General features: G+C 73.8%; 16 protein-coding genes. 11 read left to right on the plus strand and 5 right to left on the minus strand.

Annotation, left to right across the window (positions count from 1 at the left end):
* Window positions 1–20: 20 nt before the first annotated feature.
* Window positions 21–248, minus strand: coding sequence for a winged helix-turn-helix domain-containing protein (locus FHX32_RS14525; protein ID WP_109898201.1), 228 nt, complete (start codon window positions 246–248; stop codon window positions 21–23).
* A 900-nt stretch (window positions 249–1,148) separates the two neighbouring features.
* Here FHX32_RS14525 and FHX32_RS14535 point away from each other — a divergent pair.
* The 11 genes from FHX32_RS14535 to ahcY all read left to right on the plus strand — a co-directional run bounded on the left by FHX32_RS14535 (window position 1,149) and on the right by ahcY (window position 11,840).
* Window positions 1,149–1,319, plus strand: coding sequence for a hypothetical protein (locus FHX32_RS14535; protein WP_167181869.1), 171 nt, complete (start codon window positions 1,149–1,151; stop codon window positions 1,317–1,319).
* Window positions 1,320–1,367: 48 nt separating this feature from the next.
* Entirely contained in the window at window positions 1,368–1,958 is a 591-nt protein-coding gene (locus FHX32_RS14540; RefSeq protein ID WP_167181871.1) for a DinB family protein, read from the plus strand.
* Window positions 1,958–2,629: a tetratricopeptide repeat protein gene (locus FHX32_RS14545; protein ID WP_486481056.1), complete on the plus strand. Its 672-nt coding sequence runs from the start codon at window positions 1,958–1,960 to the stop codon at window positions 2,627–2,629. The genes FHX32_RS14540 and FHX32_RS14545 overlap by 1 nt, the downstream gene beginning before the upstream one ends.
* Window positions 2,630–2,751: 122 nt before the next feature.
* Window positions 2,752–3,420, plus strand: a complete 669-nt coding sequence (locus tag FHX32_RS14550; protein WP_486481111.1) for an endonuclease V — start codon at window positions 2,752–2,754, stop codon at window positions 3,418–3,420.
* A gap of 207 nt (window positions 3,421–3,627) precedes the next feature.
* Window positions 3,628–4,788 (plus strand): hypothetical protein, encoded by a 1,161-nt coding sequence (locus FHX32_RS14555; RefSeq protein ID WP_208418088.1) that lies wholly within the window; start codon window positions 3,628–3,630, stop codon window positions 4,786–4,788.
* 68 nt (window positions 4,789–4,856) lie between these two features.
* Window positions 4,857–6,242, plus strand: a complete 1,386-nt coding sequence (locus FHX32_RS14560; protein ID WP_167181875.1) for a phosphomannomutase/phosphoglucomutase — start codon at window positions 4,857–4,859, stop codon at window positions 6,240–6,242.
* A 63-nt stretch (window positions 6,243–6,305) separates the two neighbouring features.
* Window positions 6,306–6,488, plus strand: a complete 183-nt coding sequence (locus tag FHX32_RS14565; protein ID WP_167181877.1) for a Trm112 family protein — start codon at window positions 6,306–6,308, stop codon at window positions 6,486–6,488.
* Window positions 6,485–7,681 (plus strand): SIS domain-containing protein, encoded by a 1,197-nt coding sequence (locus FHX32_RS14570; RefSeq protein ID WP_167181879.1) that lies wholly within the window; start codon window positions 6,485–6,487, stop codon window positions 7,679–7,681. The genes FHX32_RS14565 and FHX32_RS14570 overlap by 4 nt, the downstream gene beginning before the upstream one ends.
* 76 nt (window positions 7,682–7,757) lie before the next feature.
* A complete protein-coding gene (locus FHX32_RS14575; protein WP_167181881.1) occupies window positions 7,758–8,765 on the plus strand; it encodes a cation diffusion facilitator family transporter in 1,008 nt (335 codons plus the stop codon).
* Window positions 8,766–8,768: 3 nt separating this feature from the next.
* Entirely contained in the window at window positions 8,769–9,932 is a 1,164-nt protein-coding gene (manA, locus tag FHX32_RS14580) for a mannose-6-phosphate isomerase, class I (RefSeq protein WP_167181883.1), read from the plus strand.
* 408 nt (window positions 9,933–10,340) lie between these two features.
* Window positions 10,341–11,840 (plus strand): adenosylhomocysteinase, encoded by a 1,500-nt coding sequence (gene ahcY / locus FHX32_RS14585; RefSeq protein WP_167181885.1) that lies wholly within the window; start codon window positions 10,341–10,343, stop codon window positions 11,838–11,840.
* A 165-nt stretch (window positions 11,841–12,005) separates the two neighbouring features.
* Here the strand turns inward: ahcY and FHX32_RS14590 are convergent, their stop codons facing one another.
* From FHX32_RS14590 to FHX32_RS14605, 4 genes are all read right to left on the minus strand, one after another.
* Window positions 12,006–12,167, minus strand: a complete 162-nt coding sequence (locus FHX32_RS14590; protein WP_167178325.1) for a hypothetical protein — start codon at window positions 12,165–12,167, stop codon at window positions 12,006–12,008.
* Window positions 12,155–13,027 (minus strand): tetratricopeptide repeat protein, encoded by an 873-nt coding sequence (locus FHX32_RS14595; protein ID WP_167181887.1) that lies wholly within the window; start codon window positions 13,025–13,027, stop codon window positions 12,155–12,157. Before FHX32_RS14595 ends, FHX32_RS14590 begins: the two co-directional genes overlap by 13 nt.
* Before the next feature lie 88 nt (window positions 13,028–13,115).
* Window positions 13,116–13,562: a hypothetical protein gene (locus FHX32_RS14600; RefSeq protein WP_167181890.1), complete on the minus strand. Its 447-nt coding sequence runs from the start codon at window positions 13,560–13,562 to the stop codon at window positions 13,116–13,118.
* Between the two features lie 199 nt (window positions 13,563–13,761).
* Window positions 13,762–14,841 carry an RDD family protein gene (locus FHX32_RS14605; RefSeq protein ID WP_486481057.1) on the minus strand — a complete coding sequence of 360 codons (1,080 nt, stop codon included), beginning with the start codon at window positions 14,839–14,841 and terminating at the stop codon, window positions 13,762–13,764.
* Window positions 14,842–14,856 lie beyond the last annotated feature (15 nt).

Consider the following 14,856-nt stretch of genomic DNA (forward strand, 5'->3'; position numbering starts at 1 on the left):
GCTGCCCTGCCTTGGCGTCGCTACCGCTTCGGTAGCGGGTCCATGACGTAGACGCCCTTGCCCTGTCGACCGTCGATCAACTGCTCGGCCTTCAGTAGAACCATGGCGGTCCGGATCACCGTGCCACTCACCTTGTAGTGCTCGCACAGGGCTGCGAATGACGGCAACTTGTCGCCCGGCTTCAACTGGCCGGACGCGATCTGCTCGCGGATGTCGCGGGCGACCTGAAGATATGCGGCTTCAGACATCGGTGGTGCTCCCAGCTTGGCGGCTGGCACAAGCAGACCACACGACACGCCGTACATACAACACAATGTGCCCGAGGCGTTGACCGTGAATACATTGTACTCTAAGTTGCGGGTGGGGCTACTGAGCTTGGCGGCCGGATGCCCCGCCGTGGGTGTCTGGGCTGGTCCCCGGCCAGCCAGGCACCCGCGGCACCGTCCTGGCGACTCGACGGGAGGCCCAATGACTCATCGGATGCGGTGGATGCAGAGCCGATGCGGGGCCACTGAGCAGGCGACCGAGCTTCGGGAGTGGCATGCGGGTTCAGGAACTAAGCGGAAGACGCGTTAGTGCGTCGCGTTTCCTACGAGGAGTACCTGGTCGCGGTGGCGATGACCCTGGCCCGCCGCCATCGGCCCGTTTGGTGCTGGCGGAGGTGGCGGCGGGTCTGCCGGTGCGGGGCGGATCTGCCGTGCCGGACGCAGCACCGGATCCCGATCAACCGGAGTCACTGGCCGGGGGAGAAGTAGCCCTGGACGAGCGCCCTGTGCAGGCCATCCTCGCGGTGCACCTCCGCGGGCTCGACGGCATGTGCGTCGGATGTCGGGCCTGGTGGTCACAGCTGTCGCCGCACCCATGCTGGCAGTTCGAGTGGGCGACCAGCCGGCGGGCCCGGGCGAGTACGACGTGGTTCCTCGGTGGTCTCCCGTGACCGCCCACGGCCCGGTACTTCCGATCTGGACCTGCGCCGGCTGCGGTGCGCCGTGGCCCTGCCCTACCCGCAAGCGCGAGCTGCGCGCGGAGTTCGACAAGGCGCCCGTTTCGCTGGCCATCTACATGGGTTCATACCTCGTCTGGGCGGCCGAGGACCTTTCGTGGGTGCCAGCCGGTGGGCTGCACCAGCGCTTCGTCGGGTGGGTGCGGTGAGCGTGCTCCGGCCGGGCGACGAGAAGTTCCACTACAGCGACGGCTCGCACAAGTGGATCCCGCCCGACCCCGATTACGACCAGGAGGTCTGGGATGAGCAGGTCCGCCAACACAAGCAGCGTCACCTGAGCAACGAGCAGCCACGATTCCGCCTGCGTCGGATCTGATCACGAAATGGCTTGCGAGTCCTCCGATGGCTGGGCGAGGGTCGCGCCATGGCTGACTCGCGTACGGATACCGACGCCGCCGACCGGCCCGCCCAGAACTTCGCCTGGTCGAACCTGTTCGTGCACCCCGACGACGACCCCCGCTCCGAGGGCGGCTTCGACGACGAGCGCACGATCCTCGTGCAGTACCTCCGTGACCAGCGCCTGACGCTGGAACTCAAGTGCGCCGGCCTGGACGCCGAGGCGCTGGCCCGCCGGGCCGTACCGCCGTCGACGCTGTCGCTGCTCGGCCTGGTCCGGCACCTGGCCGAGGTGGAGCGGGGTTGGTTCCGGCGGGTGATGGCCGGCGAGGACGCGCCGAAGATCTACCGCTCCGACACGGACCGGGACCTGGACTTCAACGGTGCGGTGGCCGATCCCGACGTGGTGGCCGAGGCGTGGCGGAACTGGCGAGCCGAGGTGGAGTACGCCGAGCGGCTGGTCGCCGAGGCGCCCGACCTCGGCGTCAAGGGCCGGCAGCGGGACGGCAGTGAGATCTCGCTGCGCGAGCTGCTGGTGCACATGATCGAGGAGTACGCCCGGCACAACGGCCACGCCGACCTGCTCCGCGAGCTGATCGACGGCCGGGTGGGCCAGTAATGACAATGGCCGACCGGCGCCGAGCGAGCGCCGAGGACCGGCTCGGGCGGGCGCAGGCGCTCTACGAGCGGGCCGTGTTCGGTGGTGACGCCGCCGCGCTGGCCGAGGCCGACCGGCACCTGGCCGGGGTCGAGGCGGATCTCGCCCTGGCCCGGGGGCGCATCCTGCACGCCCGCTTCCTCAACGACCGGGTGGAGGATCCGCGCGAGTTGGCGCTCTTCGAGCGGGCGGCCGAGCTGTTCCAGCAGGTTGGGGACGACCGCGGCGCGGGCGAGGCGCTGTTCTGGATCGGCACGGTCCACCAGGTCGTCCGCCAGGACGAGGCCGCCGCCGCACCGGCCTTCGCCCGGGCGCGGGAACTGGCGGCGCGGGCGCGCGACCGGTTGACGATGTCGTACGTGCTGCGTCACCTGGCCTTCATCGAGCAGGGCGCCGGCCGGCTCGACGAGGCCCGGGAACTGTTGACCGAGTCGACGCGGCTGCGGCGGGAACTGGGGTTCCTCGCGGGCGTGGCGGCGAACCTGATCGGTCTGGCGTCTCTCGCGGGCGAGCAGGGCCGCTCGGACGAGGCGGAGCGGTTGCTCGACGAGGCGGCGGAGCTGGCGGCAGACAGCGAGGCGTACGGCGTCGCGCGCTGGGTGGACCAGGCCCGCGCCGCCCTGTCCGGCTGACTGCCATGACGGGCCGTCGGGGTGGTGATCGACACGAGATCCCGGATCCGGCGGTGTCCGGGCAGTCGGGACACCGCCGGATCCGGGAACCGGAGTCGATCACCCCGACCACCCCGCCGGACGTGGCCAGCGCGCCGGGGAGCGTGGCGGCGGCGGTGGCCGTACAGGATCGGCTGCGGCCGCTGGTGGACCTGGTCGGGCCGGGGCCGGCCGCGCCCGCGACGGTGGCCGGCCTCGACGTCGCGTACGCCGAGGGTGGTGACCGGCTCGCGGCGGCCGTCACGGTGCTGGACGCCCGGACCCTCGCGGTGGTGGCGAGCGCGGTCAGCGTCGGCCGGCCCGCGTTCGGGTACGTGCCGGGGCTGTTCGCCTTCCGCGAGCTGCCGGCCCTGCTCGACGCGCTGGACCGGCTGACCACCCGCCCGGAGCTGCTGGTCTGCGACGGGCACGGGCTGGCCCACCCGCGCCGCTTCGGGCTGGCCTGCCACCTGGGCGTGGTGACCGGCCTGCCGGCGATCGGGGTGGGCAAGACGCCGCTGGTCGGCGAGTGGACGCCGCCGGCGGACGTCCGGGGCGCCTGGTCGCCGCTGCGTGACGGCGGCGAGGTCGTCGGGCGGGTGCTGCGGACCCGGGCCGGGGTGAAGCCGGTCTTCGTCAGCGTCGGCCACCGGATGAGCCTCGACAACGCCACCGCCCAGGTGCTGGCCCTGACCCCGCGCTTCCGGCTGCCGGAGACCACCCGGACCGCCGACCGGCTCTGCCGCGAGGCGCTGGCCGCCGCGTCGCCGTGACGTCCCGCCCGAGAGGCCAGGACCGCGGCATGTCCCGGGGGCGTCGACGGTGAGCGCCGCGAGTGCCGCCGCGGCCTGCGCTTCGGTGTCGCAGGTGGTGGGTAATACGGCACACATCTGGGGCGCTCTATGACCAGGTGCTGTCCGGCCCTGGTAGTAGCCTGACCGACGGTCCCCCGCTCCCGGGGGAGGAACGGCGAGGTGATCATGGCGGTGCGTCGGCACGCGGTGCGGCTGGCGACGATCGGCGCGTTGCTGGGCGGCCTGGTGGCGCTCGGCGGGTCGCCGGCGCTGGCCGACGACGACCAGGTCCGGGTCCGCTCGGCGGGCAGCTTCACCGCGGGTGGTTCCGCCGAGGGCGTCGCGGTCGAGGTACGCCGGCGCAAGGACGGCTGCGTGCTGCTGCGTACCGCGCTCGGGCTGCGCCTCGCCGGCCTCCGCGCCGACCAGGCGCGGGTGCAGGTGAGCTACAACGGCCAGTGGTTCCCGGTGCCGCTGGGCGGTGGCGGGGGCAGCGTGGCCAGCACGACCACCTCACCGCCGAACCCGCGGTTGTGCAAGGGCAAGAGCATCACCGTGCGCTACCGGGTGTCGTTCACCGCCGCCGCGCCGAGCGGTCGGCTCACCGTCACCGCCGAGGCGACGAACGGCATGGGCCAGGTGCTGGGCCGTGGCGCGGACGCCTCCCGGGTGGTCGGCGGGCGCGCCTCCGCCTCGCCGACGCCGTCGAAGAAGCCGTCGCCCACGCCGAGCGCGGTGCCCACCGAGGAGGCCGCCGAGGACGTCACCCCCGTGGCCGCGCTCGCCAACCCGGCCGGGAACACCTCGAACGCGGCCGAGGAGTCCTCGGGCATCGGCTCCGTGGTGATGTTCTTCGGCATCGCCATGGTGGCCGTCGGGATCCTGCTCATCGTGCTGCTGTTCCGCCGCTCCCGCGCCGACAAGGAGCAGGTCGACGGCGTGCCGCCGGCCCCGCTGCCGGGCAACCCGGGCGGCACCACCTACCGCTCCGGGCAGGGCCCGGCCGCCGCCGGGGTCCGGCCCGGCCAGATGTACGGCCAGCAGCCGCCGGCCACCGGCGCGGTGTACGGCGGGGCGCCCGCCCCGCGTCCCACCGGCGGCGTCTACGGCGGCCGCCCGACTCCCGAGGCGACCCAGGTGATGCCCGGCCGGCACGCCGCACCCACCCCGCCGGTCTCCGGCCCGCCCGCCCCGCCGCGGGCCGGCTGGCCGGAGCAGCCGGCGCCCCGGCAGCCGGGGGCGTCGCCGGCCGCACCGACCTCGGCGCCACCCGGGCAGCCCGGCGACCCGCCCGAGGGCGACGGCGGCGGCGACCACACCGTCTTCATGCCCCGGCTACCCGGCTGAGCCGGGCGGCGCGGCGACCCTCCGATACGCTCAGGCCGTCGATGACGAGCGGCCGAGGAGTGGAACCGGTGTCTGATCTGTCCCAGATCGTGAAGGCTTACGACGTCCGTGGGACGGTGCCTGACCAGTGGGACGAGCGTGTCGCCGAGGCGCTCGGGGCGGCCTTCACCCAGGTGCTCAACGGCTCCGGGGAGCCGGGTGAGGCGGTCCTCATCGCGCACGACATGCGCGCCACCGGGCCCGGCCTGGCCGCCGCCTTCGCCGCCGGCGTACGCGCCGAGGGGCGTACGGTCATCGAGCTGGGGCTCGGCTCCACCGACATGCTCTACTACGCCTCCGGCTCGCTGAACCTGCCGGGCGCGATGTTCACCGCCAGCCACAACCCGGCGCAGTACAACGGGATCAAGATGTGCCGCTCCGGCGCCCGCCCGATCGGGCAGGACAGCGGGCTGGCCGAGATCCGCGACCGGGCCCAGGCCCGGCTCGACAAGGGCGAGTCCGGTCCGGCGGGCGAGCCGGCCGCGCCCGCCGAGCGCCGCGACCTGCTCCCGGACTACGCGGCGTACCTGCGCAAGCTGGTCGACCTCTCCGGCATCCGGCCGCTGAAGGTGGTCGTCGACGCCGGCAACGGGATGGGCGGCTACACCGTGCCGACGGTGCTCGGTGACGCGGCGCTGCCGGCGCTGCCGCTGGAGATCGTGCCGCTCTACTTCGAACTCGACGGCACCTTCCCCAACCACGAGGCCAACCCGCTGGACCCGGCCAACCTGGTCGACCTGCAGCGGGCCGTGGTCGAGCACGGCGCGGAGATCGGGCTGGCCTTCGACGGCGACGCCGACCGCTGCTTCGTGGTGGACGAGCGCGGCGAGCCGGTCTCGCCCTCGGCGATCACCGCCCTGGTCGCGGCCCGCGAACTGGCCAAGCACCCCGGCTCCACGGTGATCCACAACCTGATCACCTCCGACGCGGTGCCGGAGATCATCCGGGAGCACGGCGGTGAGCCGGTGGTGGCCCGGGTCGGCCACTCCTTCATCAAGGCCGAGATGGCCCGCACCAACGCCATCTTCGGCGGGGAGCACTCGGCGCACTACTACTTCCGGGACTTCTGGTTCGCCGACACCGGCATGCTGGCCGCGATGCACACGCTCGCCGCGCTCGGCGAGCAGTCGCAGCCGCTGTCCCTGCTGGCCAGCCAGTACGAGCGGTACGCCGCCTCGGGCGAGATCAACTCCACGGTGACCGACCAGGCGGCGAAGGTCGCCGAGGTGCGGGCCGCGTACCCGGAGGCGGCGGCCGACGAGCTGGACGGGCTCACCCTGCGCTTCCCGGACGGCGCCTGGTTCAACCTGCGCGCCTCCAACACCGAGCCGCTGCTGCGGCTGAACGTCGAGGCCCCCACCACGGAGCGGATGATCGCCCTCCGTGACGAGGTGCTCGACCGGGTTCGCCGATAAGATCGCCTGCGCCGGGTCGGCACCGCCGCCCGCTGACGCCGCATACGTGGAAGGAGCCGCGCCGTGGCCCTGGACCCGCAGTTGCTGGAAATCCTCGCCTGCCCGGACACGCACCACGCCCCGCTCGACTACGACCCGCAGGCGCAGACGCTGACCTGCACCGAGTGCGGCCGGATCTTCGAGGTCCGCGACGACGTGCCGGTGCTGCTGCTGGACGAGGCGCGTGGCCCCGCGGAGCAGCCGTGATCGACGGTACGGCCGGGGTCAGCGGCCGGCGTGACGCCGACGAGGCACTGCTCGACGACCCGGAGGCGCTCGCCGAGCGCGACCCGGGCGGGATGCTGCGGCACATCGCGTCCGCCGGGGCGCAGGTCCGCGAGTCCGCGGCCCTGGCCGCCGAGGCGAACCTCCAGGTGCTCGCCGACGAGGGGCGGCCCCGGGCGGTCGTGATCGCCGGCATCGGCACCGCCGGTCGTACCGGTGACGTGCTGGCCACGGTCGCCGGGCCGCGCTGCCCGGTGCCGGTCATCCCGCACCGCAGCGCCGGCGTGCCCGGCTGGGTGGGCGCCGCCGACGTGGTGATCGCGGTCAGCGCCTCCGGCCGCAGCCCCGAGGCGCTCGGCGCCGCCGAGGCCGCGCACCGCCGGGGCGCCCGGCTGGTCGCGGTCGGCGCGCCCGACTCGCAGTTGCAGTCGGTGGCCGAGCGGGCCCGCGCCCCGTTCATCCCGGTGCCGCGCCGCGCGCCGGCCCGGGCCAGCCTCTGGGCGCTCACCGTGCCGGTCCTGCTGGCCGCCCGTACGCTCGGACTCGTCAAGGTCAACGAGGCGGACCTGGCGGAGACCGCGGCCCGGCTGGACGCGGACGCCGACCGGTGCCGGCCCACCGCGGAGTCCTTCGTCAACCCGGCGAAGTCGCTCGCGCTCGGCCTGGCCGGCTCGATCCCGATCGTCTGGGGGTCGTCGCCGCTGGCCACCGTCGCGGCCCGCCGGTTCGGTGACACGCTCTCCGCCAACGCCCGCTACCCGGTGGTCAGCGGGGCGCTCGGCGAGGCCGGCCGGGGCCGGGTCGGCCTGCTCGACGGCGTCTTCGGCGGGTTGGTCGAGGGGGCGCGGGACATCTTCGCCGACCCCGACGAAGGCGGGGACGGGGCCACCCGGCTGCGGCTGGTGCTGCTGCGCGACGGCGGGCTCAACCCGGAGGACGACGCCGACGAGCCGCTCGCCGTCGAGGAACGCCGCGCGGAGGCGGTGCAGACCCTCGCCGAGCGGCGGGGGGTGCGCTGCGACGTGGTGACGGCCGAGGGCGGTTCGGCGCTGGAGCGGCTCGCGTCGCTGATCGCGGTGCCGGACTTCGCCTCGATCTACCTCGCCCTCGCGCACGGACTGGACCCGATGGCGGTGCCCGCCATCACCGAGATGAAGGAGCTGGCAAACCAGTGAGCGAACGCAGTGGGCGAGCCATCCGGCTCAGCAGCGTGGCGCCTCGCGCCGCCACGCGGCGGAGCGGAGCGGCGGCGTGAGCGCCAACGGTGGGACGAAGGCGATCGTCGCCGCCCTGCTGGCCAACGTCGGCATCGCGATCACCAAGTTCATCGCGTTCCTGCTGACCGGCTCGTCGTCGATGCTGGCCGAGTCGATCCACTCGGTCGCCGACTCCGGCAACCAGGGGCTGCTGCTGCTCGGTGGCCGGCGGGCCAAGCGGGCCGCCACCCCGCAGCACCCCTTCGGCTACGGCCGGGAGCGCTACATCTACGCGTTCATCGTCTCCATCGTGCTGTTCAGCGTCGGTGGCCTCTTCGCGCTCTACGAGGCGTACCACAAGTGGTCGCACCCGGAGCCGATCGACGAGTGGCAGTGGGTGCCGGTCACCGTGCTGGTGGTCGCCATCATCATGGAGTCGTTCTCGTTCCGGACGGCCATCAAGGAATCCAACCTGGTCCGAGGCAAGCAGTCCTGGGTGCACTTCGTCCGCCGGGCCAAGGCCCCGGAGCTGCCGGTCGTGCTGCTGGAGGACCTGGGCGCGCTGGTCGGTCTGGTCTTCGCGCTCTTCGGCGTCACCATGACGCTGATTACCGACAACGGTGAATGGGACGCCATCGGCACCGCCATGATCGGCATCCTGCTGGTCGTCATCGCGATCGTGCTGGCCATCGAGACCAAGAGCCTGCTGCTCGGTGAGGGCGCCGAGGCGCACGACGTCGCCGCCATCGAGAAGGCGATCACCGACGGCCCCGAGGTCGAGCGGATCATCCACATGAAGACGCTCTACCTCGGCCCCGACGAGCTGATGGTGGCCGCGAAGGTCGGCGTGCCGGCGTGTGACAGCGCCGAGGAACTGGCCCGGGGCATCAACATCGTCGAGGCCCGGATCCGCGCCGCCGTGCCGGTCGCCCGGGTCATCTACCTCGAACCGGACATCTACCGCGCCGCCGCCGCGCAGGCGGGCACCGGCGCGGCGGCGCACACCGCGGTGGCGCAGCCGGGAGCCGAGCCGGACGAGGCCGCCGGGCGGCCCGGAAGCTGATCCGTGGAACCGCTGTACGGGCCGATCAAGGACTACGCCTGGGGCTCCCGCTCGGCGATCGCCGAACTCCAGGGGCGCCCGGCGCCCGCCGACGGCCCCGAGGCCGAGCTGTGGCTGGGCGCCCACCCGGGCGCTCCGGCCACGGTCGACCGCGAGGGCGCCCGGGTCAGCCTGGCCGAGCTGCTGCGCGCCGAGCCGGGGCACTGGCTCGGCGCGCGGATGGTCGACCGGTTCGGTGCCCGGTTGCCGTTCCTGCTCAAGGTGCTCGCGGCCGACGCGCCGCTGAGTCTGCAGGCGCACCCGGACGCCGAGCAGGCCCGCGCCGGCCATGCCGCCGACGCGGTCCGCACCGACGGGCACCGCAACTACGTGGACCCGTACCACAAGCCGGAGTTGCTGGTCGCGCTCTCGCCGTTCGAGGCGCTCTGCGGCTTCCGGGATCCGGCGGTCTCGGCCGCGGCGCTGGCCACGTTCGGCGTACGCGAGCTGGAGCCGGTGGTGGCCGCGCTGCGGGCCGGGCCGGCGGGCCTGCGCGACGCGGTGGAGCTGCTGCTGACCTGGCCGCGGGCGGAGTGCGCCGGGCTGCTGGCGGCGGTGCGGGGCTCGGGGGTGACCGGGCCGGACGCGGAGCTGGCCCGAGACCTGGCCACCGCCTACCCGGGCGATCCCGGCGCGCTGGTCGCGCTGCTGCTCAACCGGGTGCGGCTGGCGCCGGGCGAGGGGATCTGGATGCCGGCCGGCAACCTGCACGCCTACCTGCGCGGCACCGGCGTGGAGATCATGGCGGCCAGTGACAACGTGCTGCGCGGCGGCCTGACGCCCAAGCACGTGGACGTGCCGGAACTGCTCCGGGTGCTGCGGTTCGAGGTGTTGGCGGACCCGGTGGTCACGCCGCGTGCGGTGTCCCCGGGGGTGGTGTGCTGGCCGGTCCCGGTGGACGACTTCGCATTGCACCGGGTGACCGTGGACCCGGAGGTGCCCGAGGTGACGCTGGCGCTGACCGGGCCCCGGGTGGTGCTCTGCTGCGGCGGTGAACTCGTGGTGGACGACGGCTCGGGTGCGGTGAAGCTGGGGCCGGGCCGGGCCGCGGTCGGGTCCGCGGCCGGCGGGCCGCTGGTGGTCACCGGCGCGGGGCACGCGTACGTGGCGACCGCCGGCCAGCGCTGAGCGGCCCGCTCGCTCGGCCCGGGTGCGCTGGCGGTCCGGCGCGGCGAGCCCGGCGGCTCGCAGTCGGGCTGCCTGGCGCTCCGGCGCGGCAACCTCGGCGACGGCAAGTCCGACTTTCCCGAAATAGCTTGACGCAGTGCTCGCCCAATGTGACTCTATGAGTGCGCAGCGTTATCGCGACGACGGTCCGAGAACGCGCGGGGGAACCAAACCGGGGGGATGCACGGGGCGGCCGGCGAGTGGACGGAAAGTCCGTCCATGACCGACCGCCCCGTGCGCTGTCCGCCGGCACTCCCTGTCGGGCGCGCTCCGGCCGCCCCGGCCGCTGTCCGCCGGCCGCCCCCTGCGCCGTCCGCCGACGCGCGTAAGGTGGGGGGTCGCGCAGGACAACGTTCGACAGGAGCTTTCATGACCAGCACCCTCCCGGCGTCCGCCAGCGGCACGCCGTCCGAGGCCCGGCCGCGCACTCTCGCCGAGGGCGACTTCAAGGTGGCGGATCTGTCGCTCGCCGAGTTCGGGCGCAAGGAGATCCGGCTCGCCGAGCATGAGATGCCGGGTCTGATGGCGATCCGTCGTGAGTTCGCTGAGGCGCAGCCGTTGGCGGGCGCTCGGATCACGGGTTCGTTGCACATGACCATCCAGACCGCCGTGTTGATCGAGACGTTGGTGGCGTTGGGTGCGCAGGTGCGGTGGGCGTCGTGCAACATTTTCTCCACGCAGGACCACGCGGCTGCGGCGATCGTGGTGGGTCCGGATGGCACCCCGGAGGCGCCGGCGGGTGTGCCGGTGTATGCGTGGAAGGGTGAGTCGCTTCAGGAGTACTGGTGGTGCACCGAGCAGGTGTTGACGTGGCCGGATGGTCAGGGTCCGAACATGATCCTCGACGATGGTGGTGACGCCACCTTGCTGGTGCACAAGGGTGCGGAGTATGAGAAGGCTGGTGTCGTGCCGCCGGTGGAGTCGGCCGACTCGGAGGAGTTCGCGGTCATCCTCGGTCTGTTGCACCGTTCGCTGGCTGAGGATGGTCAGCGGTGGACCCGGATCGCGTCGGGGATCAAGGGGGTGACGGAGGAGACCACCACCGGTGTGCACCGGCTGTATGAGATGCACCGGGCGGGCACGTTGCTGTTCCCGGCGATCAACGTGAACGACTCGGTGACGAAGAGCAAGTTCGACAACAAGTACGGTTGCCGGCATTCGTTGATCGATGGCATCAACCGGGCCACCGATGTGCTGATCGGTGGGAAGATGGCCGTGGTCATGGGCTACGGCGATGTGGGTAAGGGTTGCGCGGAGTCGCTGCGCGGGCAGGGCGCGCGGGTGGTGGTGACCGAGGTCGACCCGATCTGCGCGTTGCAGGCGGCGATGGACGGCTACCAGGTGGCCACCCTGGACGACGTGGTGGAGCAGGCGGACATCTTCGTCACCGCGACCGGTTGCTTCAACGTGATCACCAACGAGCACATGGCGCGGATGAAGCACCAGGCGATCGTGGGCAACATCGGTCACTTCGACAACGAGATCGACATGGCCGGGTTGGCCAAGCGCTCGGACGTGACCCGGGAGAACATCAAGCCGCAGGTCGACCTGTGGCGCTTCGACGACGGGCACGCGATCATCGTGCTGTCCGAGGGTCGGCTGCTGAACCTGGGCAACGCCACCGGTCACCCGAGCTTCGTGATGTCGAACTCGTTCGCCAACCAGACCATCGCGCAGATCGAGCTGTACACCAAGACCGACGAGTACCCGATCGGCGTGTACGTGCTGCCCAAGCACCTGGACGAGAAGGTCGCCCGACTGCACCTGGACGCCCTCGGCGCCAAGCTGACCCAGCTCACCAAGGAGCAGGCCGCCTACCTCGGCGTCTCAGTGGAGGGGCCGTTCAAGCCGGAGCACTACCGCTACTGATCCGACGCGTTACCGACCCGGGCCGGCCGCATCCGCGGCCGGCCCGGTTCGTCGTTCCGGCCGGACTCTGCCGGGCTCGGTCCGATGCTGAGAGCCCGGCTCGACCCGGTGGTGCCCCGGCGTGCCCGGCTCGACCCCCGGGAGGCCCGAGCTGCGACCGGCCGGTCAGCGTGGGCCGCGGCGGGTCGGGCGGACCCACGTCCACACGCACCAGGCGAGCCAGGCCAGCGAGACGACGGTGGCGAGCGTCCGCAGCCGCAGCGCGCTGAGCAGCAGCACCACTGCCAGCACCGCCAGCCACGGCCCGAAGCCCCTCACGACCGCCACCGGCCGTGCACCAGCCGCCGCACCAGCGGCGGCGCGACCCAGGACCAGACGCAGAACAGCAGCCAGGCGAGCCCGAACAGCCCGGCGAGCAGGTCCAGCCCGGCCAGGTTGAGCAGCACGATCACGCCCACCGCGATCAGCCAGGTGCGCAGGATGCCGAGTCGGTAGAGCGGGCGCAGCGGCAGCAGCAGCGGGTGCGTGTACACCCGGGACTCCCAGGCGGCGTCGGCGTAGTCGGCGTCGGTCGGGTCGTGCGCCACCGCCTGACCGAACGACCGGTGCGCCGCGTCCACCCGGCCCCGCTGGGCGGCGGCGGCCCCGTGCAGCGCGAGCGCCACCGGATGGCCGGGCCAGGCGCCGAGGAACTCCCGGGCCACCCGCTCGGCCTCCCGGTCGTCGCCCCGGGCGTACGCCAGCTGGAAGCGGGACGCGAAGACCGGCGGCGCCTCCGGGGCCAGCGCGGCGGCCCGGGCGAGCAGCCGTTCCGCCTTGTCGGTCTGCCCCACGGCGCTGCACAGGTCGGCGTACTGGCAGAGCAGCCAGGGGTTCTGCGGCTCGATCGCCAGCCCGTCCAGCAGCGCCCGTTCGGCCGGCGCGTACTCGTCGAGGTGGCGCAGGGCGAGACCGAGCCGGCCGAGCAGCTCCGCGTCCGGGCCGGTCTCGGCGAGGCCCTGCCGGGCGACGGTGGCGACCTCCGCCCACCGGTCCAGGTCGGACAGCGCGGCGGCGCGCAGCCGGAACGCGGCCACGTCGGTGGCCAGCGCGGCGGGCAGCCGGCTCAGCTCGGCCAGGGCCTGCTCGGCCCGGTTCAGTTCCAGCAGCTGGGCGGCCCGCAGGAGCACCGCCTCGGGGGCGCTCACGCCGACGCTCCGCTTCCCGCCGGGTCACCGTGCGACGCCATCGCGCGGAGCCCGATCCGCCCGCTCACGCGGAGCCCGATCCGCCCGCTCATTCGGCGGCCAGCAGCACGATCAGCAGGGCCTCGGCGACGCCGAGCAGCAGCACCGCGGCGATGCCGGGCAGCCAGAGCGACGCCGGGTCGCCGCCCCGCAGCTCGTACGCCCGGAACCGGCCCTTCTGGGTGACCGAGACGACCAGCCAGACCAGGGCGCCGGCCAGCGCGCCGATCAGCCGGACGGGTCGGTCCGCCGAGCCGGAGAAGACCACCAGGGTGACCGCGACCCGGGCGGCCAGCGCGGCGAACCCGGCGCCGGCCACCGCCAGCCGGGCCCGCCCGGGCAGGCCCAGCCGGGCCGCGTTGACCAGGGCGAGCACGGTGACCGCCGTCGGACCGCCGAAGACGGCGGGGAAGAGCAACGACTGGGGCCGCCACGGTGGGCGCCGCGATTCGTACGCCGCCGGGGCGATGGTGGGGGTGAACAGGTCGTCGGCCACGGGTCGTCCTGTCTGCGGTAGGGGCAGGGCGGATACTGCCACAACCGGCCCGTCCGGGCGGACCGCCCGTCGGGCGGACGGCGGGCCCCGGCCCGCCGAGGCGCCGTCCCGCCGGGCCGTCGACCGGTCAAGGCGCCGCCGTCGGGCGTCGCCCCGACACAACGCCGCCGTCGAGGTGCCGACCGTCGAGCAGCCGCCGTCACCGGTCGGGGCGGTCCCCGGGCGCCGTCGCCGGTCGTAGCGTGGGCGGGCCGGCCTGCGCCGGCACGGCCACTGGCGCCGCGCCGGGCGCCGCCGGCCGGACGGCCGTCGTCGGGGCGGTCACCGACGCCGCCGCACCGCCGGCCGTGGCCAGGGAGGCGACGGCCGAGGAAAGGGGGCTGGCTGCGGCGGTGGCCGAGGGAGTGGCGGTGCTGGCCGGGCCGGGCAGCAGCTCCGGCCAGAGCGCCGCGGTGACCGCGCGTCCCCGGGCCAACCGCAGCCGCGCCCGGCGGTGCCGCTCACCGAGCACCGCTGCCAGGTAGACCGTCGCCGGCAGGCCGGGCGGCGGGGGCGGGGTGATCACCGCCACCAGCTCGGCCCACAGGCCGCGGGCCAGCCGGTCCCGCGCCGGCTCGGCCAGCTGGTGCACCCGGGCCAGGTACTGCCGCGCGGCCAGCGCCAGGCCGTCGTCCAGCCGGCTCAGGTCCAGCGTGTACGCCCAGTCGACCAGCGCCGGCACCGAGGTCGGCACCGGTCGCCAGATGGTCGCCGACCGGGTGTGCACGACCATCGTGCCGGCCACCAGGTCACCCAGCCGCCGGCCGTGCCGGTCGGTCAGCATCACCGTCACGCCGGCCACCCAGCTCAACAGCGGCAGCACCAGGCCGGGCCACTCCACCGCCACGCCGACCAGCGCGCGGGTCAGTGACTGCCGGACACCCACCGGGGCGCCGTCGGCGCTGACCACCCGCAGGCCGACGGCCATCTTGCCGGGCGTCCGGCCGTGGTTGAACCGTTCGAAGAGCACCGGGTAGCCGACCAGCACGGCGACCAGCGCGACGGTGCCGAACGCGTTGCTCAGCGCCGCGTCCACCACGCGCATCGGCAGCGCCGCGAGCACGATGCCGACCAGCATGGCCAGGGCCAGCGCGAGCAGCAGCTGGGTCAGCACGTCGAGCAGCAGTGCCAGCGCGCGGGAGCCGATCCGGGCGACCCGCACGTCCAGCGCCACGGCCTCTCCGCTGACCAGCCCGGCGTCACCCCAGCCCGGGGCCGGCGGTCGTGGTTGCGCGCTCACCCCGACAGTGAACAC

Source organism: Micromonospora sp. CNZ280, from assembly GCF_011759515.1.